This is a genomic window from Rickettsia endosymbiont of Cantharis rufa (assembly GCF_964026445.1).
GTDB lineage: Bacteria > Pseudomonadota > Alphaproteobacteria > Rickettsiales > Rickettsiaceae > Rickettsia.
On record NZ_OZ032150.1, the window covers coordinates 742,828 to 760,423 of the forward strand.

Sequence of the window (17,596 nt, forward strand, 5' to 3'; positions counted from 1 at the left end):
GAAAACCGTACAGCATAATCAAAAAGTTTTAGACAGGGTGAATTTAAAGGTTAGCCTGCGAAAGCCGTTAAAAATACGTGAACACAGGCGAATCCTGCAAAATTCTCTTGTATCAAGCTTTTTGAATTATGCTGATACTGAAATCATAAAATTAAGCTTACGATCATGTGATTCAATCGGAAAATTATCTATTAATTGTTCTTTTAAACAAACTCCGATTGTTAATATATCTCGGTTATTATTTAAATATCTATCAAAATGTCCTTTGCCGTATCCAAGTCTATAACCGTCCTTACTAAACGCAAATCCTGGAATAATAATCAACTCCGGTTTATAAAAATTATTATTTATAGGCTCATAGGTTTTAAAACCACCTAGCACCAGCTCATCATTGAATTTATATGAACAATATTTGATTTCATCTGCTACAGCGTCATTCAGAAAGCTTGATACAAGCAAATTTTTAGAGTTAAGTCTATGCTCGCGTACTTTTGTACGCTCCGCAAGCTTACTCTTAAATTCATCTTGTCTGAAGCTTTCTGAATTTAGTTGTATAACTTTTGGTAGGAAAAATTTTATTTCAGGATGTAAGTTTGATATTTCAAGTAAATTAATTTCGTATTTTAGAGGATAATAGAGACCAACGGTCTGTATTTTTAACTTCTTTAATAACCGACTAATTTTATTTATTAAGGAGCTTCTTACTAAATCGGAATTTATCTTATCTTGGTTTTTGATTAAAAAATCTTTGAAATAAAGACGTAGTGCTTGTTTTGTCATATCATTGTCATACCGTGGCTTGACCCAGCTTGTTGCATGGCTCGTTTATGTCATTCCCGCGTAGGCGGGAATCCAGTACTTTAAAGCTTTTAAAAAGCTTTATTTGAATAAAATCCTGATCTAAAATATTTTTTAATAGCTCGATTTATCTCGCTTTACGCTGGATTTCCTCCTACGCGGGAATGACATCGAGTGGGTTTTGCGAGCCATGCAACAACGCAGGCATGACCACGGCATGACAATTTGAATATTTACATATTGATTGTCCTTTTATCTACACTAAGAGCCGCTTCTTTTATAGCTTCGTTTAAAGTCGGGTGGGCGTGGCAGGTTCGAGCTATATCTTCAGCCGCTGCTCCGAATTCCATATAAGCGATAAGCTCGGCAATTAGTGTACCTGCATCAGTTCCTATAATATGTGCTCCTAAAACCCTATCGGTTTTACTATCTACAAGAATCTTAACCATCCCTTCCGTACTACCGATAGCTCTTGCCCTACTATTTGCTAAAAATGGAAACTTACCTACTTTATAATTAATACCCTTTTCCTTTAACTGTTCTTCCGTTTCACCGACGCTTGCTACTTCAGGATAAGTATATATCACGCTTGGGATTAAGTTATAGTTAACATGCCCTGCCTGCCCTGCCATAATTTCCACGGCAGCTACAGCTTCTTCTTCGGCTTTATGAGCAAGCATCGCTCCTTTTACAACGTCACCGACTGCATAAATATTAGAAACTGTTGTTTGAAAATGATCATTAATCTCAATTCTACCTTGCTTGTCCGTAGCAATACTGACAGACTCAAGCCCTAGGTTTTGGGTATAGGCTTTTCTGCCCACTGCCATTAAAACAACATCACTAGTTATTACTAAGCTTTTACCACCCCCCTCTATTGTCAGATTTACTTTTCCTGACTTTACTTCTGCTGATAATACTTTGGTACTTAGTTTAAACTCTATCCCTTGCTTTTGCTGTAACTTCATAAATTGCATAGCAATCTCTTTATCAAGCATAGGTACAATGCTTTCGGCATACTCAATAACCGTTACTTTAGCTCCTAAACGACGCCAAACTGAACCAAGCTCTAAACCTATATATCCCCCGCCGACTACTATTAAGTTTTCAGGTACTTTAGAAAGCTTCAAAGCACCGGTTGATGAAACAATAAACTCCTCATCTATTTTGATATTCGGCATTTCTATGACGCTAGAGCCTGTAGTAATTAAGATATTTTTAGCTTTAATTTGCTCATTATTTACTTCAACGATGTTGCTCGCGATAATTTTAGCTGCGCCTTTTATCCTAGTAACCTTATTCTTAACAAATAAGCTTTCTATACCTTTTGTAAGATCAAGAACTACCTCATCTTTATTAGCGAGCATTTTTTGTAAGTCTAATTTTACATTTGTAGTAATACCTATACTCTCAAAATGCTTTAGAGCTTCCTCATATTTTTCGGAGGAATTAAGTAAAGCTTTCGACGGTATACAACCGATATTTAAACAAGTACCGCCAAGAGTATCATTTTTCTCAATACACGCTACTTTCATACCTAGTTGAGCTGCTCTAATACTGCCTGTATAACCAGCCGGACCGCTACCTATTACCACTAAATCAAATTCTTGCATATTTGTTTGACCTTAATAAATTGTTGGATCGTCATTGCATCGTTCATATGTCATCCCCGCGAAAGCGGGGATCCAGAAAAATAACTTCAATATATTACGGAAGCTACATATTTGATAAAATTTTTTATATGCTTTACTGGATTCCCGCCTACGCGGGAACAACATAGAAGACATATGAATAGCTCGCAATGACGTAATACTGCTAAAAATACACCACTATCACCCCTATAACAACTTTAATCTTATATTATTCTTATTTGGTGAAGCAATAAAACTAATTAAAGTAATATTATCTTCAAAACCGTTTGTGTAGTCAATTGATTCCCACTTGGTGCTTCGTTGCTCGTCGTCTCGCTTATTAGTATATAAGATTCGCTCCTCATGTCTGTCACCAAATGGGGCTGAATCAACTATATAATTTTGTAGTAAAAAAAACATCTTTTTAGAAACGGCGTAATTATGCCGAAGATTCAGTGAATTTGATTCACCGATATTTTTTATTTCTCTCATTAAAACTAAAGGGTTATCAAATTTAAGGCTAATATTTTCATAATCAACAATTACTTCAGCAAATCCTGCTTGTGATAATAGTATTGGGACATGGTCAAAATGAATAAAAGGAGAGATATGTGGAGAGTGTTTAAAATTGCTTGCTATTTCAGTATCTATTAAGGATTTTCGTAACTTCTTTAGGCTATTTCCGCCGACAAAATTACCGATAAAAATACCGTCAGGCTTTAAAAATGTTCTTATATTAGATAGAAAACGCTGCACATCGTTTATCCAGTGCAATCCTAATGAATAAGCAATTAAATCAAAAGAATTCGGAGGAAATTCTAAATCTTCATCATCAATTAATAATTTATGATTATGCTCAAAAGAATCAAGCAATAAAGGCGACATATCGGTTGCAGTAATATCGGCATTTCTGTAGGTAGTTTTTAGTAAATTTGTAAGATAACCGCACTTTGCAGATATTTCTAAAATAGAATCAAAGTTTTTATCAACCATTCTCAAACGATTTATTATATCATCAACTGCATGTTTTATAAATAAGCTGTTACTTATCCCCTCTACTGCACTATTTCGATGATTTTTTAGCTTTAATCTGTTGAATATATAATTCCCTCATTTGTTGTTTAGAATTAAAATCCTTAATTAAGTCCTCTATTCCTATAGTTTTTCCATCTTTTACTGGCCGATAATTAAAAGAATCATCTTTTAGCCAGCTATTTTGAATAAATTTTCTCTGTCTTTCGGTGTGAATATCATCCCCTTTAGCTCTATGTAGCTCTCCGAAATTATCCTGAATACCGATAACTATAGGCTTCGTATTTTTATTAGGCGATAAAAGATTTGAATCCCACTGATTTTTATTTAGAATATAAAGTTCTTTATATTCTTTTAATTATTCATCCTTAATAAAAATTGAAGGTTTCCCTAGATCATAATTTGTATCACTTAAATTTTCTTGAAAATCTACAAGATTACTATTCCCTTTTTTCTATATTATTAGATTCCCCTAGAGATTTATAACTACTTATACACAACAATACTAATATAAATTTCTTTAACACAAATAAACCTGTATATTATTATATAGTTAATATAATATAATATAATATAATATAATATAATATAATATACAAATATTAATTTCTTCTTGGCGAAAAGACAAAAATACCATCTCCATATTTCTTTTTGTAATATATTTTATATTTCTCATTTCTTATATCATTAAACCACTGGTCTTGTTGTTTTTTAATATAATAATTTAGAGAGTTAGATTTGCTTTTGCTAGTTTGAAAATTATCTTCACAAAATTTAAAAAGACCTGATATTAAGGTTTCTATTCTATTAGTCTCGGATTTTTTCTCAAGAAATTGCATAGAAAAATTAGTAGGATTGTTATGTTTTAAATAAAATTGCTTATATTTCTCGTGAATTTTATTTTCTTTTTTTATTTGTTGTTCTGAAAAAGATAATTTTTCTTCTAAGAATTTATGAATTTCAGTACAATCACTCCAAGGTAATTTTATTGTTAGCTGCTCTTCCTGATATTCAAAATTATCTTGAATATTGTTAAAATCGGCATTTGCTTTTACCATACTTACTAATATTAAAAAACATGTCATTAATTTAATATTCATAAATTTAATTAATTTTAGCAGGAATCGGTATCATAATACTACTTCTGTATCTTTTATTACCACTAAAAAGTGACTTTTTTTGAACTTTGTTATTATTTACCGAAATTTTATCTTCTAAAACCCCTTCATTATTATTTAGATAACTATGTAAGGATGCTTTATAAAGTACCATGTTATTTGCTATTTTAACTACATCTTGCTTATATTTAAACCCTAAAGAATGAGTGGCTGAATGGTAATGTGCTATCGCTTTGTGCCAACTCCCTAGCTGATCATATTTTGAACGCAAGAATTTTGCACCGTAATGAACGTTATTATTTGGATCAAATGCTTGTTCAAGGGAATTAAAAGCTCCTAAATGATGTCTTAAATTAATCTGCATACATCCGACATCAATACTCTCTCGCCCTTTTATAAGCTCTATTCTAACAAAACTTACGACTTCTCTTTTGCTGTTAAAATAATAGCCTTTCCCTTCGACGTTTACAGTCCAAGGCCATACTACTCTAATTTTACGAGTTTTGTGTTTTTTACCGGATTCTTTTAAAGCTATTGAATGTAGCGTATTAGAGGGAATATTAAATTTTTTTTCAAAATAAGGGAAAAGTTTAGAGCATTTAAAGGATTCAGTTATTTCAGGATCGGCAATAGCCGAATTTGAAAAGAAGAGGAAGGAAAATAACAGGATTAGGACGGTCACTGTGTTATTCTTTGCCTCTATGCCATGCCCGCGAAAGCGGGAATCTAGAAAAACATAAAATAATCTACGTTTATAATATTTGTATTTTTTTAGAACTGGATTCCCGCTTTCGCGGGAATGACATAGGAAAATTTGGTACAATTTCCAAACCATAGCGATACGCTAAAATAACTTAAGTTATAAATAAGATAAATCAGCGTATCATAACTTATCTTATGAAGCAAGGGAAGTTATGATACGCTTAAATCGTTAATATCAGAATTATTTTCAACAAAACCTAACATTTTTAATATTTGAGTTAGCTCTATTCCTATTGACGCTAATATAACTTGTTCATTAACTTCTGTAAAATATTTTGATATCGATTTATTTTACTGTAAAAATACTTCTTCACCTGATTCTAGGGGTAAGACACTACTCCATCTTACGTCAATTTCTTTAAGCCATTTAACATCTTCATTATTTCTATAATAGTCGCTGCAATCATTTAGTAGTACGTGAAATATTGCTGTTTTTAATGAATCACTTTTAGTCGCCGTTAAATCTTGAGTTAGTAAATCTAATATTTCTTTAGCTTTTGTAGCAGCTTCGTTATTATATTTTACTTCTTTTGAAACCTGCTCTAAGGACAATAAACCTCTCTTTAATTCTGCATTATCAATATTATCAGCTTCAACAAGCTTTTTAATTTCGATGAGTATGCTCAAATAATCTGTCGTTCCTAGTAGGTCCACAATATCTTTTTTTAATTTTTCAATCAAGGACTCTTTCACAAATATATATCCTTATTTTAATTAAATTTAAATCTTAAAAAGTCATGAAATATGGGTTTTCAATCCTATAGCATATAATGAAAGTAAGGCTCTAAAATATGAATATTGTAAGGTAATAGTAAAAGGAACAAGTAATCCATTACAAGCATTAGACTATGTGTTTGGTGGAGAGCCATTAAGTCCACTAAAAGCAACAGCAGAAACATATATAAAATGGTATGAAGAAAACTTTTCTAGAAATGAAAATTTTGAAACTATTGAAAATAATTTAAAAAACCACATAGTTGATTCTTTAGGCTATACTTTACAGGTTGACCTTGATTTAGATTAAGTTTTTACGTCTTAAATATCATAACTTCGCTTATTTCATAAGAGAAGTTATGATAGCTTACCTTTATTTCTTAAAAAGAATTAATAATTTCTATACGCAAATCGGTCGCACCTCCATTTTACAGATGTGGATATTAAAAAGCTATACGTTCAATAAGAGTTCCGATGACTTTATCATGAATATCCAATGACTTGGAAAAACAAATTGTTTTACGTGTCAGTCTTTTGCATCTTGTTCTAAGATTTAAGTTACCCCGTTCTATCCGTTGAGTATATTTTTTACTAACAATGTGTTTTTTGGGATCTAATAACCTAGCATAACTTCCCCATCCATCTGTAAAGTAAAAAGTAACCTTAAAATCCTCCGGTTTTTTTCAGTAATGATTCTGATGTGCTATCACATCTTGTACCAAAAGTATAAGCAACTACTTTTAACAAAATCTTATCCAAAGAATATCAAAGCCATCTTTGTTTGGATTTATTCTGTACATAAGGCCATTGTTCATCTATTTCAGGAGCAATAATTACTTCTATCGTATTGATAGAATGATTTATCTTTTTTAACGCTAGATTTTTTTAAAACACGGATAACCGTATTGATACCCACTTTTAATACTCTTACTGTATCCCTAACTCCAGAGCCATTGATTGACATATCTACTATCTGAGTCTTGACTCCAGGCTTAGAGGCATTATTAATATATTACAGTTGAAAATATCGATTACACTGCTTGCATTGATATCTCTGTTGTTTTGAAATTGAATATCCCGCCTTTACTACTTTTTCTGTGTCGTTATAATATCTACACTTAACATCTATTCTTGATCTACACTTAACATCTATTCTTGTCATAACTCCTTAACTATAATTCTCTCTTATTACTGTTTGAGGATTATAGACTATTCATGCTAAGCTGCAATACGGGGGGCGCGGCCAATAAAGTATTCCAATGATCAGAATTAGAATTATTTAAATCCAATTCCTTTGGCATTCCTGGTGGCGGAGTGAAATCGTTATAAGAAATATTTGATTCCTCATCAGAAGATTCATTTTCAAATAAGTCTCCTGTAGGCTCTATAGTAGCCCAACATACTGTTAATATTTCAAGCCCATCATTAATAAATTCCTGATGTTTTGCAGCTGCATTCTTTACATTTTCATTATTTTTATAATTACACGGAATAGCGTATAAACCGTATTCTCCTTTATTTGCTTCTTCTAGTATGAGGTTAAATATTTCTGATTTAATTTTATGGTCTTTTGTTGCTTGTAAATTTTTTTCTAGAAGTTTCAGTATCTGATCTCCTTGTGCCACACCTTTATTATTTTCCCAGCCTCTTGTTAAACTATAATAATATATTCCTTTATTTTGAGTTTTTTCCAGCACTGCTTTTATAGTTTTCCAACGGTGATTTGTATTTTCACCTTGCTGCTCGTCATTAATGGCATTCTCACCCATTTAGCAAGCTGAGCATATGGTGCTAGGTCTCCTACTGCATTAAATATGGATACATGTTTGCCTAGATAATCTACTTTTGTAATTATTTTAGATAGATTAAATTTTTGAACTAATTTTGGTAATTCAACAAGAAATTCATCATAATATGGTTTGTCTAAACTCCATTTACAGTTTCTTGACTAAAGTTATATAATTAATATTTATTCATAATTTGTCCCATTTGTAATTATTGGTTAAATTTGTACTCAAAAACCATGAAATACGATATTTTTTAATCTTTATAAACATATAATGCATCATTTTATTAACATATGTCAACAAAATACCACGAAACGTGGTATTTTGTTTAAAAATGCTTTAAATTGGTAATTGACTGAATAAATAAAAATGTTTATTATTAGTCCAAATTAAATGTAACAAGTATATTTTATGAAAGTTGTTAGTTCATTAAAATCACTAAAAAAACGTGATAAAGATTGTCAAATCGTTAAAAGAAGAGGTAAAATTTTTGTAATAAATAAAAAGAACAAAAGATTTAAAGCAAAACAAGGTTAATTAATCGTTTTTGAAAAAAAAATATACTCGATAAACTTGAAAAATTAGCTACGTCGTCTTTGTAAGCCCTCGGATGCTGAACGTTTAATATACGCTCCCCTCCTCGACTTATAGACTCCTTGTTCTTTTCCAAATTAATCTTCGTATACTACTCTTCATTTTACTTCGGAGTATATAATACTACTTTTGAAAGAAAAAAATAATATGGCCGGTCACTCAAAATTCAAAAATATTCAGCATCGTAAAGGTGCTCAGGATAAAAAAAGAGCAAAAGTTTTTACTAAATTAATTCGTGAAATAGTTACTGCAGCTAAAACCGGTTCTTCTAATAATCCTGAAAATAATCCACGTCTTAGAAATGCTTTAACTGCCGCACGTAGTCAAAATCTTCCCAAAGAAAGAATAGATAAAGCTATTAATAGTGCTAATGATTCTTCTAATACCGAAAATTATACAGAAATTAGATATGAAGGTTATGCACCGAATGGTATTGCTATAATAGTTGAAGCTTTAACAGATAATAAAAACCGTACTGCCGCCGAAGTACGCTCTAGTTTTACTAAATATGGTGGGAGTTTAGGCGAAACCGGCAGTGTTAATTATTTATTCAAGCATTGTGGAGTTATTCAATATCCTAGCAATATAGCATCGAGTGAAAATATCTTAGAAGCGGTTATAGAAGTAGGTGTAGATGATATTATATCTGATGAGGTACTCCATACAATCTATACAGATATTGAAAATTTTTCTAAAGTTCTAGAATTTTTAAACGACAAATACAACATACCTGAAGACTCTTATATAGGCTGGATTCCGTTAAATACAATAGTTATAGATGATATAGAAAAAGCTAAAAAATTACTAAAGCTTGTGGAAGTTTTGGAAGAAAGTGACGATGTGCAGAGAGTTTTCGGTAATTATGAGCTATCTGATGATATTTATGAAATAATGATAAAAGGAGGGCAGTGACTTATAGCTCAAAAAATTATCAAATAGTTATTTTAGCAGCCGGCAAGGGTACTAGAATGGAATCCGATTTACCCAAAGTAATGCATAAAGTTGGCGGAGTTCCAATGCTTGAAACGGTATTAAAGAATTCGCTTAACGTCACAAATGATGTAGTTATAGTTTATTCAGAGGGACTTAAAAAACACTTAACACCTTATGAGAATATGTGTCGTTTTGTACTGCAAAAAGAACCTAAAGGTACAGCTCATGCTACTCATGCAGCAATAGATTTAATTGATCCTAACAAAATAGTAGCGGTTTTATATGGTGACCATCCACTTATTACACCAAGTATTATTAATAATTTAATATATTATTTAAATTCTACAAATTCTGCTTTAATTACATTAGCTTTTGAAACAGAGAATCCTGCTCAGTACGGAAGAATAATAACAGATGAGGCTGGTAATTTTTTAAAGATAGTAGAATTTAAAAATGCTACTCAAAAAGAAAAAGAAGTTAAGCTATGTAATTCTGGTATAATGGCTTTTGCTCCAGGAATATTACATAAATATCTATCTATATGTATGAACGCAGAGCGTATTAACCAGGAAATTTACTTAACCTCAATGGTAAAAATATGTAAAGATCGGGAAGAAAAAGTCGCATATTCCCTCTCTGATTATAACCTACTTATTGGCGTTAATACACAAATAGAACTATTAGAGGCAAATAATATATTTGATAAAATGGATTAAAATATATTCTATCTTTATTTGAAAAGCTTATTTTATAACTCTTTTCAGATAAAAAAATATTAAAGTTTAGGAGAGATGGCCGAGCGGTTTAAGGCGCACGCCTGGAAAGCGTGTTCACGGCAACGTGTCGGGGGTTCGAATCCCCCTCTCTCCGCCAGCTGTTTATGGGATTATGGGTAGTAAGCCATGTCTTGTAGTTTTAAATTAAAACATACAAAGGCTTAACCACCGCCTGAGTCAAGGCTAATCTAAACTCGTTAAAGGTTCGCATAACGTCTCACGCTCCCCGCCAAACCTTAACAACAGAAGTTAGTTAGATCCTATGATCTTTTTTTCCTTATTCTTAAAATTAATATAATTTATATTGATATTTATACTCAAAATAGTATTTTTTAGTAAAAAAATATATGGATGGTTATGAAGATTATGTAAAATGGCTTAATTAGTCCTCTACTCCCCCAACTTTAGAATCGGTAGAAGAAGAATGTAGAAAGCATCATACTGAGTTTATATTAGGTAATTACATTCGTTATCTTATTATTGATAAAACAACCGGTAATATCATTGGAAGATGTGCTTTCCCGCCTTTTCAAGCTGGTTGGTCAATACCGCAATTCGGTATTTCGTATTTTATCCGAAAGTGTCAAAGATCTAAAGGTTACGCTACTACTGCAACTCATATAATGGTTTTACTGGCTTTTAGAATTTTGAATGCTAGAAAAGTTGAAATTCATTGCAATATAGAGAATTTAGCAAGCATTAAAATTCCTTTAAAGCTCGGTTTTAAGCTAGAATATACTCAAAAAGGCGGATGGCTAAGGCTAGATAATACATTAGCTGAATTAAAGACTTTCACTATATTTTCTGAGAATGATCTCCCGCAGTTAGAAGTTGAATTCTTTTTATAAAAATTTGCATAAGCTTATCTAAATATTTTTAATCAAAAAAAATTATAAGGGAATTTTAGCAGAAAGCTAAAGGATTATTTAAGTAAATAGGCTTAAGGACCTACCGAATCAAGGCTAATCTAAACTCGTTAAAGGTTCGCAACACGTACCATGTGTCCCGCCAACTCTAGAAAGCTCGCGGCTTCTTGTAGTTTATTGAACGGGAAAACCAGGATATAATCAAGGTCTTCACCTCTCAAATTTAGGTGTGAAAATACGGCCGTGCCCCCCGTATTGCAGCTTAGCATGAATAGTCTATAATCCTCAAACAGTAATAAGAGAGAATTATAGTTAAGGAGTTATGGCAAGAATAGATGTTAAGTGTAGATCAAGAATAGATGTTAAGTGTAGATATTATAACGACACAGAAAAAGTAGTAAAGGCGGGATATTCAATTTCAAAACAACAGAGATATCAATGCAAGCAGTGTAATCGATATTTTTAACTGTAATATATTAATAATGCCTCTAAGCCTGGAGTCAAGGCTCAGATAGTAGATATGTCAATCAATGGCTCTGGAGTTAGGGATACAGTAAGAGTATTAAAAGTGGGTATCAATACGGTTATCCGTGTTTTAAAAAAATCTAGCGTTAAAAAAGATAAATCATTCTATCAATACGATAGAAGTAATTATTGCTCCTGAAATAGATGAACAATGGTCTTATGTACAGAATAAATCCAAACAAAGATGGCTTTGGTATTCTTTGGATAAGATTTTGTTAAAAGTAGTTGCTTATACTTTTGGTACAAGATGTGATAGCACATCAGAATCATTACTGAAAAAAACCGGAGGATTTTAAGGTTACTTTTTACTTTACAGATGGATGGGGAAGTTATGCTAGGTTATTAGATCCCAAAAAACACATTGTTAGTAAAAAATATACTCAACGGATAGAACGGGGTAACTTAAATCTTAGAACAAGATGCAAAAGACTGACACGTAAAACAATTTGTTTTTCCAAGTCATTGGATATTCATGATAAAGTCATCGGAACTCTTATTGAACGTATAGCCTTTTAATATCCACATCTGTAAAATGGAGGTGCGACCTCTGCCATTAAAACAGGAACAAGCTAATCCATTATTTCAGGTTATAGCAAAGCGTTATGAGAAAGATAGTATAATTCTTACAAGTAATCTTCCATTTGGACAATGGTACAATAATCTTGCTCAGGATAGTGCTCTTACAGCTGCTATCTTAGATCGTCTGCTCCATCATTCCACGATACTCAATATTAAAGGGGATAGTTTCAGACTTAGAAATAAAAAGAAAGCTGGTCTTGTATCAATAGAGGTGATTAATAAACAGGAGGATAATCTTATGACTTAAATATCAAATGATTTCTTATTATACTGTATCAATTTTCAAACAGTATATATTAAAATCATGTATCATTTTTCGACCGCTGTTGTCACTTTTATTTTTTTACCACTAAAATCAAGATAAGTCTCTCCTTTAGCTAATTTGTGAGCTTGTTTTTCAAAACCTTTACTTTTTAAAAATGCTATTAATTCTTTCATATATACTACCTATATTTAATTTTTAATTAATTAAACTTTAACTAAAAATTATATAAAATCGCAATAAAAAAGTTTAAATAAGGTTATTTAATTTAAATTAAAAAATTATATTTGTAAATAGGGTTATATATTAATTGACTATTTAATTTGACTATTATAATATAATAATACTTTTATTTATTTAGATTAAAAAAATGGCTATTAGAATAGCAATAAGTCAATTTAAGTCTCATTGTCTTGAGATAATAGAGAAATTACAAACAGGTAAAGAATCTATCATAATTACCAAAAGAGATAGAGAAGTAGCACAAATATTACCTATAAATACTAAAAAGACCTCAATATTCGGCATGCTAAGAAATAAGGCTGAGATAAAAACTGATATATTAGAACCAATAGAAGAAAAATGGAATGCAGAATATTAATAATGCTTTAGTACTAGATACCCATGTTTTATTGTGGTCATTATTACAACCTGAAGAATTATCAGAAAAAACAAAGCATATAATCAATTTAGCTCAAGAAAATTTGCAATTATTCCTAAGTTCTATCTCATTATCGGAAATAGCTATGCTTAACTTTAAAAAGCGTATTAATATTTACGAACCTATAAAAGATTTTCTAAATTCTATAACAGGTATCAACGGATTATCTATTAAAGATATTTCTCCGGAAGTGGCTGCCGAAAGCGTTTCTCTTATGGATGATTTTCACGGTGACCCTGCTGATAGAATTATTGTAGCAACAGCAAAATGTCTTGGAGCCACCCTACTTACTAGAGATCAAAAAATTCTTAATTGGGCTAAGTTAGGATATATTAAATCAATATCTATTTAACAATAACAATTGATTATTTCCTCAATATCTAATAAAATCCTTTTAAAAATAAAACTAAACAAAAATAATGCATAATACCGATGTTATAATAATAGGGGCAGGTCCTGTAGGATTATTTGCTACTTTTCAAGCAGGAATGCTTGGGATGAAATGTCATGTTATTGACGCTCAAGAAGCCATCGGCGGTCAATGTATTACTCTATATCCTGAAAAGCCTATTTACGATATACCAGCATATCCTAAAATTGAGGCAGAAGGGCTAATAAAACAGTTAGAGATTCAAGCGGCTCCTTTTAAGCCTATATATCACCTAAATCAGCAAGCTATAGAACTAAATAAGCAAGATGATTTTTTTGAGATTAAAACCTCAAGAGATACTATTGTTAGAGGCAAAGTTATTGTCATTGCAGCAGGAGCAGGTTCATTTGGTCCGAATAAGCCCCCCCTTGCAAATATCGAGGATTTTGAAGGCAAATCGGTTTTTTATTTCATTAATGATAAAAGCAAATTTGCAGGTAAAAATATAGTTATAGCAGGCGGTGGTGATTCCGCCGTCGACTGGGCTATTTCTCTTTCAGAAATTGCAAATAAAATATATTTAGTACATAGGCGGGATAAATTTACGGCAGCTCCTGAAAGCGTAAGGCAGTTAAGAAGCATTGCAGAAACCGGTAAAATAGAGTTAGTAATAGGTTATCAGTTAAATGATTTAAACGACAATAATGGCGAACTTCAAGCGGTTATAGTTAAAGACCTACAAAATAATACTAAGAAATTAGAAGCTAATATATTACTACCGTTTTTTGGTTTGAAACAAGATTTAGGTAGCTTAGTAAATTGGGATTTAAATGTTAAGCTTCACCATATTGAGGTAGACCCTTTCTATTATCAAACTAATATAGAAGGGATCTATGCCATTGGCGATATTGCTCATTATGCCGGTAAGCTTAAGCTGATTCTTACGGGTTTTGCTGAGGCAGCAAGCAGTCTTCATCACGCTTATAGCAAAGTATTTGACGGCAAAGCTCTACATTTTGAGTACTCCACTACTAAGTATACTCGATGAACTTTAAAAATTGGCTATGTCGTTCTACAAGAGCTGCGGTGCTCACGTATTAAGTATACGCTCCGCTCCTCGCCTTGTGAACCCCTTGCTCTTTTTAAAGTTAATCTTCGTATACCAATTCTTCATTTATCAAGGGTATATAGTGAATAATATAATTGATGGTAAAGCATTAGCGAATGAGATATTAGCAGATTTAAAGCTAGAAATTGGGGAGCTTAAAAATAAAACCAAAACTTCACCAAAGCTTGCTATAGTACTAGTAGGCGATAATCTGGCAAGCGTTATTTATGTAAGAAATAAAATAAAAAATGCACATACAATAGGAATAGATACTTTATTAGTAAATCTATCTACTACTATTCATACTGATAATTTAATATTGAAAATCAACGAGTTGAATCTTGATAACGAGATTTCAGGAATCATAATTCAACTGCCTTTACCAAGTTCTATAGATAAAAATAAAATTTTATCGGCAGTATCACCCTCTAAAGATATAGATGGTTTCCACCCTTTAAATGTCGGTTATTTACATAGCGGGATTAGTCAAGGTTTTATCCCCTGCACTGCCCTTGGTTGTCTTGCAGTTATAAAAAAATATGAACCGAATTTAGGCGGTAAAAACGCTGTAATTATTGGACGCTCAAATATAGTAGGTAAACCTTTAAGCGCCTTATTATTGCAAGAAAATTGCAGCGTTACTATTTGTCATTCTAAAACACAAAATTTAAGTTCTATTACATCTAAAGCAGATATTGTTGTTGCTGCAATAGGTTCGCCTTTAAAATTAACTCTAGAATACTTTAACTCTGAAGCAATAGTAATTGACGTAGGTATTACTAGAATCGTAAATAATAAAATAGTTGGTGATGTTGATTTTGAAAATGTTAAATCTAAAGTAAAATATATTACTCCTGTCCCAGGCGGTATAGGACCGATGACTATTGCGTTTTTACTTAAAAACACAGTAAAGGCGTTTAAAGATTCTTTATATACTACGATAAACGAAAAGTAGATAAAAGAGCAAGATGCTTTGAAGCTTATAACCGCAGCGTAGATAAACTGTAGAAATCAAGATCTAAGGGTCTTCTCAATTAAGTGTGTAAACTTTTTTTCAAAGGCCTAGATTCTATCTTCAAATTTTATTAAAAAATGAGCCATAGCCGCATTCCAATTTGGTATAGGCATGGACCATTTCTTGGTCATGTAATCAATTGCTAACCCTTATATTTACCACCTCTATCAGTTAGAATACGAAGTACTGGTATTTGCTGACTCTCATACCACGGCAGTACTCTATCATTAAGCATGTCAGTAGCGGTAAAAGCTGTTTTATCAGTATATAATTTAGCATCTGTAACCCTAGTATAGCTATCAATAAATACCTGAGAATATACCTTGTCTATACCTTTAAAATTACCTACATAATATGTGTCTTGGCATCCTAGATAATCTGGATGCTGTGTATCTATTTCTCCATGAGCTTCTTTCTCGCTACGCCGTTTCTCTAATACTTGTAACTGAGCTTCGGTAAGAACAATACCATCCTGAGCCATTTTTACTTCTAATGCTTTAAGTCTTTTATTGATATTATTTAAATCATTACGTAGCCAAATTGATCTAACCCCCCAGGTGATACAAGAATACCAGTCTTTTTAAGCTCATTTGATACTCGCATCTGACCATAAGCTGGGTATTCTACCGCCATATCTAATACTGCTCTCTCTACCGCAGGATCAACTCTATTTGCTATAATTAGCTTCTTCCGGCTAATCTCATATAACGCCTCTTCTCCCCCAGTTTCATATAGCTCTTTGAACCTATAATAACTGTCCCTGCTGTATCCCATAGCTTTACACGCTGACGATATACTTCCAAGACTCCTAGCTAATCCCAGTAATCCTATTTTTGGCTTTATTATTTTTTGATTTAGATTCATTTCTAATCCTCTATTTAATACTTATCTTATTCTACTAAATGTAAGATTGAATCTCAGCTATTACATAAGCGAAAAGTAACATCACCAATTTTTCAAATTAAACTAGTATATTATAAACATTCGCAAGTTCTACATAGTTTCTTACATTATCTTGCATATATTCTAAATCTTGATCGGTTAAATATCTAACAAATTTTGCAGGTGATCCCATCCATAATTCTTTAGATTTAATTATTTTCTTTGGTGGGATTAGGCTTCCTGCTGCAATAAAAGCATATTCTTCTATTACTGCATAATCCATTATCGTAGTACGCATACCGATAAAGGCATTATTATGTATTGTGCAGGCATGAATAAGAGAAAGATGACCGATAGTTATATTATCGCCTATCTCTACCGGTCCGTTAAATCTTGAAGTATGAACTACCGTGCCGTCTTGTACATTAGTATTACTGCCTATTTTTATTGATTCAACATCGCCTCTAAGAACGCTGTTGAACCAAATACTTGAGTTACACCCTATTTCCACGTCTCCTATTAAAGAGCTGCCTTCGGCAATATATGCACTTTTATCGATTTTTGGTGTAATTCCTTTATAAGGGATAATGAGCATTAATTATAATCTACCCAAGAAATATTACCGTCTTTACGATAATAAACTATATTTACACGATCATTATTAATATTTTTAAATACTACTGCTGGCAAATTTTCTAAATCCATTTTCATTACCGCTTCTTTTACCGATAATTTTAATATTTCTACAGGCTTTTCAGCAATAATTGCCGGATTATCATTATCTTCGGAGTTAGAGGTTTCACTATCAGGTTGCGAACTAATAATATATTTAGTACCTTCGTAAGCAATTTCGGATATTTTTACTTTACCTGCGTGATGATTTTTGAATTTTGATTTATATTTTCTAAGTTGTTTTTCAAGTTTTGACATAGCTTTATCAAAAGCTACATATATATCATTGCAACTATCATTACTTTTGATAATACTATGTTTACCTGAACCATATTTTACTATAATATCACACTTAAAATTAATTCCCTCTTTTGAGAAATGTATATCTATATTTATTATATCGGTAAAATATTTTTTTACGACTTGTGTAGCTCTCTCCTTTGAATATTCTTGTAAATTATTACCGATAGAAATATGTTGACCTGAAACTGAAATACTCATAAATAACCTT

The 17,596-nt window shown here is 31.8% G+C and carries 24 protein-coding genes, 1 tRNA gene and 4 pseudogenes; 15 read left to right on the forward strand and 14 right to left on the reverse strand.

Going from position 1 to position 17,596, the window contains the following annotated elements; all coding sequences use genetic code 11:
• Nucleotides 1-126: 126 nt before the first annotated feature.
• The 6 genes from AAGD46_RS04200 to AAGD46_RS04225 form a co-directional block, all read right to left on the reverse strand.
• On the reverse strand, nt 127-780 hold the full coding sequence (locus AAGD46_RS04200; protein WP_341786655.1) for a 5-formyltetrahydrofolate cyclo-ligase: 654 nt from the start codon (nt 778-780) through the stop codon (nt 127-129).
• 251 nt (nt 781-1,031) lie between these two features.
• On the reverse strand, nt 1,032-2,411 hold the full coding sequence (gene lpdA, locus AAGD46_RS04205) for a dihydrolipoyl dehydrogenase (RefSeq protein ID WP_341786656.1): 1,380 nt from the start codon (nt 2,409-2,411) through the stop codon (nt 1,032-1,034).
• A gap of 225 nt (nt 2,412-2,636) precedes the next feature.
• The gene (locus AAGD46_RS04210; RefSeq protein WP_341786657.1) at nt 2,637-3,422 is read right to left on the reverse strand and encodes a methyltransferase domain-containing protein; all 786 of its coding nucleotides are present in this window, start codon (nt 3,420-3,422) and stop codon (nt 2,637-2,639) included.
• 641 nt (nt 3,423-4,063) lie between these two features.
• Complete coding sequence (locus AAGD46_RS04215; protein ID WP_341786658.1) at nt 4,064-4,561, reverse strand: DUF2532 domain-containing protein; 498 nt, start codon at nt 4,559-4,561, stop codon at nt 4,064-4,066.
• Nucleotides 4,562-4,565: 4 nt separating this feature from the next.
• The gene (locus AAGD46_RS04220; RefSeq protein ID WP_341786659.1) at nt 4,566-5,414 is read right to left on the reverse strand and encodes a lytic transglycosylase domain-containing protein; all 849 of its coding nucleotides are present in this window, start codon (nt 5,412-5,414) and stop codon (nt 4,566-4,568) included.
• Nucleotides 5,415-5,632: 218 nt separating this feature from the next.
• Nucleotides 5,633-6,034, reverse strand: coding sequence for a hypothetical protein (locus tag AAGD46_RS04225; RefSeq protein WP_341786660.1), 402 nt, complete (start codon nt 6,032-6,034; stop codon nt 5,633-5,635).
• A 157-nt stretch (nt 6,035-6,191) separates the two neighbouring features.
• Between AAGD46_RS04225 and AAGD46_RS04230 the strand changes: the two genes are divergently transcribed.
• Both AAGD46_RS04230 and AAGD46_RS04235 read left to right on the forward strand, forming a co-directional pair.
• Nucleotides 6,192-6,365, forward strand: coding sequence for a hypothetical protein (locus AAGD46_RS04230; protein ID WP_341786661.1), 174 nt, complete (start codon nt 6,192-6,194; stop codon nt 6,363-6,365).
• Nucleotides 6,366-6,414: 49 nt separating this feature from the next.
• A complete protein-coding gene (locus tag AAGD46_RS04235; RefSeq protein WP_341786662.1) occupies nt 6,415-6,555 on the forward strand; it encodes a hypothetical protein in 141 nt (46 codons plus the stop codon).
• On the opposite strand, the pseudogene AAGD46_RS09015 reads toward AAGD46_RS04235, so the two are convergent.
• From AAGD46_RS09015 to AAGD46_RS04245, 4 genes and pseudogenes are all read right to left on the reverse strand, one after another.
• Nucleotides 6,499-6,663 (reverse strand): annotated as a pseudogene (locus AAGD46_RS09015) (IS1 family transposase); the annotation flags it as partial. The gene AAGD46_RS04235 and the pseudogene AAGD46_RS09015 overlap by 57 nt on opposite strands.
• Before the next feature lie 157 nt (nt 6,664-6,820).
• Nucleotides 6,821-6,919 (reverse strand): IS1 family transposase, encoded by a 99-nt coding sequence (locus AAGD46_RS09020; protein ID WP_410525950.1) that lies wholly within the window; start codon nt 6,917-6,919, stop codon nt 6,821-6,823.
• On the reverse strand, nt 6,876-7,019 hold the full coding sequence (locus AAGD46_RS09025) for an IS1-like element transposase (protein WP_341786690.1): 144 nt from the start codon (nt 7,017-7,019) through the stop codon (nt 6,876-6,878). The genes AAGD46_RS09020 and AAGD46_RS09025 overlap by 44 nt, the downstream gene beginning before the upstream one ends.
• Before the next feature lie 238 nt (nt 7,020-7,257).
• Nucleotides 7,258-7,824 carry a hypothetical protein gene (locus AAGD46_RS04245; RefSeq protein ID WP_341786663.1) on the reverse strand — a complete coding sequence of 189 codons (567 nt, stop codon included), beginning with the start codon at nt 7,822-7,824 and terminating at the stop codon, nt 7,258-7,260.
• A 429-nt stretch (nt 7,825-8,253) separates the two neighbouring features.
• Here AAGD46_RS04245 and ykgO point away from each other — a divergent pair, with 429 nt between their 5' ends.
• From ykgO to AAGD46_RS04280, 9 genes and pseudogenes are all read left to right on the forward strand, one after another.
• Entirely contained in the window at nt 8,254-8,379 is a 126-nt protein-coding gene (ykgO, locus tag AAGD46_RS04250; RefSeq protein WP_004998227.1) for a type B 50S ribosomal protein L36, read from the forward strand.
• 204 nt (nt 8,380-8,583) lie between these two features.
• Nucleotides 8,584-9,348 carry a YebC/PmpR family DNA-binding transcriptional regulator gene (locus tag AAGD46_RS04255; RefSeq protein ID WP_341787895.1) on the forward strand — a complete coding sequence of 255 codons (765 nt, stop codon included), beginning with the start codon at nt 8,584-8,586 and terminating at the stop codon, nt 9,346-9,348.
• Complete coding sequence (locus tag AAGD46_RS04260) at nt 9,345-10,085, forward strand: sugar phosphate nucleotidyltransferase (protein WP_341786671.1); 741 nt, start codon at nt 9,345-9,347, stop codon at nt 10,083-10,085. Before AAGD46_RS04255 ends, AAGD46_RS04260 begins: the two co-directional genes overlap by 4 nt.
• 69 nt (nt 10,086-10,154) lie before the next feature.
• Nucleotides 10,155-10,242: transfer RNA gene (locus AAGD46_RS04265), tRNA-Ser, on the forward strand.
• Nucleotides 10,243-10,594: 352 nt separating this feature from the next.
• Nucleotides 10,595-10,993: a GNAT family N-acetyltransferase gene (locus AAGD46_RS04270; RefSeq protein ID WP_341787896.1), complete on the forward strand. Its 399-nt coding sequence runs from the start codon at nt 10,595-10,597 to the stop codon at nt 10,991-10,993.
• 538 nt (nt 10,994-11,531) lie between these two features.
• Entirely contained in the window at nt 11,532-11,675 is a 144-nt protein-coding gene (locus AAGD46_RS09030) for an IS1-like element transposase (RefSeq protein ID WP_341786690.1), read from the forward strand.
• 1 nt (nt 11,676) lies between these two features.
• Complete coding sequence (locus AAGD46_RS09035; RefSeq protein ID WP_410525963.1) at nt 11,677-11,832, forward strand: IS1 family transposase; 156 nt, start codon at nt 11,677-11,679, stop codon at nt 11,830-11,832.
• 55 nt (nt 11,833-11,887) lie between these two features.
• A pseudogene (locus tag AAGD46_RS09040) lies at nt 11,888-12,052 on the forward strand (IS1 family transposase); the annotation flags it as partial.
• 19 nt (nt 12,053-12,071) lie between these two features.
• Nucleotides 12,072-12,362: pseudogene (locus AAGD46_RS04280) on the forward strand (ATP-binding protein); the annotation flags it as partial.
• A gap of 62 nt (nt 12,363-12,424) precedes the next feature.
• Here AAGD46_RS04280 and AAGD46_RS04285 read toward each other — a convergent pair.
• Complete coding sequence (locus AAGD46_RS04285; RefSeq protein WP_341786672.1) at nt 12,425-12,553, reverse strand: hypothetical protein; 129 nt, start codon at nt 12,551-12,553, stop codon at nt 12,425-12,427.
• A 194-nt stretch (nt 12,554-12,747) separates the two neighbouring features.
• Between AAGD46_RS04285 and AAGD46_RS04290 the strand changes: the two genes are divergently transcribed.
• The 4 genes from AAGD46_RS04290 to folD all read left to right on the forward strand — a co-directional run bounded on the left by AAGD46_RS04290 (nt 12,748) and on the right by folD (nt 15,471).
• Entirely contained in the window at nt 12,748-12,978 is a 231-nt protein-coding gene (locus tag AAGD46_RS04290) for a type II toxin-antitoxin system Phd/YefM family antitoxin (RefSeq protein WP_341786673.1), read from the forward strand.
• The gene (locus AAGD46_RS04295) at nt 12,965-13,390 is read left to right on the forward strand and encodes a type II toxin-antitoxin system VapC family toxin (RefSeq protein ID WP_341786674.1); all 426 of its coding nucleotides are present in this window, start codon (nt 12,965-12,967) and stop codon (nt 13,388-13,390) included. The genes AAGD46_RS04290 and AAGD46_RS04295 overlap by 14 nt, the downstream gene beginning before the upstream one ends.
• Nucleotides 13,391-13,457: 67 nt before the next feature.
• Nucleotides 13,458-14,456, forward strand: coding sequence for an NAD(P)/FAD-dependent oxidoreductase (locus AAGD46_RS04300; protein ID WP_341786675.1), 999 nt, complete (start codon nt 13,458-13,460; stop codon nt 14,454-14,456).
• Between the two features lie 142 nt (nt 14,457-14,598).
• On the forward strand, nt 14,599-15,471 hold the full coding sequence (gene folD / locus AAGD46_RS04305; protein ID WP_341786676.1) for a bifunctional methylenetetrahydrofolate dehydrogenase/methenyltetrahydrofolate cyclohydrolase FolD: 873 nt from the start codon (nt 14,599-14,601) through the stop codon (nt 15,469-15,471).
• 205 nt (nt 15,472-15,676) lie between these two features.
• Here the strand turns inward: folD and AAGD46_RS04310 are convergent.
• From AAGD46_RS04310 to hpf, 3 genes and pseudogenes are all read right to left on the reverse strand, one after another.
• Nucleotides 15,677-16,395, reverse strand: a pseudogene (locus tag AAGD46_RS04310) (helix-turn-helix domain-containing protein); the annotation flags it as partial.
• 97 nt (nt 16,396-16,492) lie between these two features.
• Nucleotides 16,493-17,008, reverse strand: a complete 516-nt coding sequence (locus AAGD46_RS04315) for a gamma carbonic anhydrase family protein (RefSeq protein WP_341786677.1) — start codon at nt 17,006-17,008, stop codon at nt 16,493-16,495.
• Nucleotides 17,008-17,586 carry a ribosome hibernation-promoting factor, HPF/YfiA family gene (gene hpf, locus AAGD46_RS04320; protein ID WP_341786678.1) on the reverse strand — a complete coding sequence of 193 codons (579 nt, stop codon included), beginning with the start codon at nt 17,584-17,586 and terminating at the stop codon, nt 17,008-17,010. The genes AAGD46_RS04315 and hpf overlap by 1 nt, the downstream gene beginning before the upstream one ends.
• Between the last annotated feature and the right edge of the window lie 10 nt (nt 17,587-17,596).

Coding starts and splice junctions, on each gene's coding strand:
- lpdA (WP_341786656.1), bottom strand. CDS start 2,411: ATGCAAGAATTTGATTTAGTGGTAATAGGTAGCGGTCCGGCTGGTTAT.
- AAGD46_RS04210 (WP_341786657.1), bottom strand. CDS start 3,422: ATGGTTGATAAAAACTTTGATTCTATTTTAGAAATATCTGCAAAGTGC.
- AAGD46_RS09025 (WP_341786690.1), bottom strand. CDS start 7,019: ATGTCAATCAATGGCTCTGGAGTTAGGGATACAGTAAGAGTATTAAAA.
- AAGD46_RS04300 (WP_341786675.1), top strand. CDS start 13,458: ATGCATAATACCGATGTTATAATAATAGGGGCAGGTCCTGTAGGATTA.
- AAGD46_RS04215 (WP_341786658.1), bottom strand. CDS start 4,561: ATGAATATTAAATTAATGACATGTTTTTTAATATTAGTAAGTATGGTA.
- AAGD46_RS04285 (WP_341786672.1), bottom strand. CDS start 12,553: ATGAAAGAATTAATAGCATTTTTAAAAAGTAAAGGTTTTGAAAAACAA.
- AAGD46_RS04220 (WP_341786659.1), bottom strand. CDS start 5,414: ATGGTTTGGAAATTGTACCAAATTTTCCTATGTCATTCCCGCGAAAGC.
- AAGD46_RS04245 (WP_341786663.1), bottom strand. CDS start 7,824: ATGGGTGAGAATGCCATTAATGACGAGCAGCAAGGTGAAAATACAAAT.
- AAGD46_RS04295 (WP_341786674.1), top strand. CDS start 12,965: ATGCAGAATATTAATAATGCTTTAGTACTAGATACCCATGTTTTATTG.
- AAGD46_RS09030 (WP_341786690.1), top strand. CDS start 11,532: ATGTCAATCAATGGCTCTGGAGTTAGGGATACAGTAAGAGTATTAAAA.
- AAGD46_RS04255 (WP_341787895.1), top strand. CDS start 8,584: ATGGCCGGTCACTCAAAATTCAAAAATATTCAGCATCGTAAAGGTGCT.
- hpf (WP_341786678.1), bottom strand. CDS start 17,586: ATGAGTATTTCAGTTTCAGGTCAACATATTTCTATCGGTAATAATTTA.
- AAGD46_RS04200 (WP_341786655.1), bottom strand. CDS start 780: ATGACAAAACAAGCACTACGTCTTTATTTCAAAGATTTTTTAATCAAA.
- ykgO (WP_004998227.1), top strand. CDS start 8,254: ATGAAAGTTGTTAGTTCATTAAAATCACTAAAAAAACGTGATAAAGAT.
- AAGD46_RS04235 (WP_341786662.1), top strand. CDS start 6,415: ATGATAGCTTACCTTTATTTCTTAAAAAGAATTAATAATTTCTATACG.
- AAGD46_RS04315 (WP_341786677.1), bottom strand. CDS start 17,008: ATGCTCATTATCCCTTATAAAGGAATTACACCAAAAATCGATAAAAGT.
- AAGD46_RS04290 (WP_341786673.1), top strand. CDS start 12,748: ATGGCTATTAGAATAGCAATAAGTCAATTTAAGTCTCATTGTCTTGAG.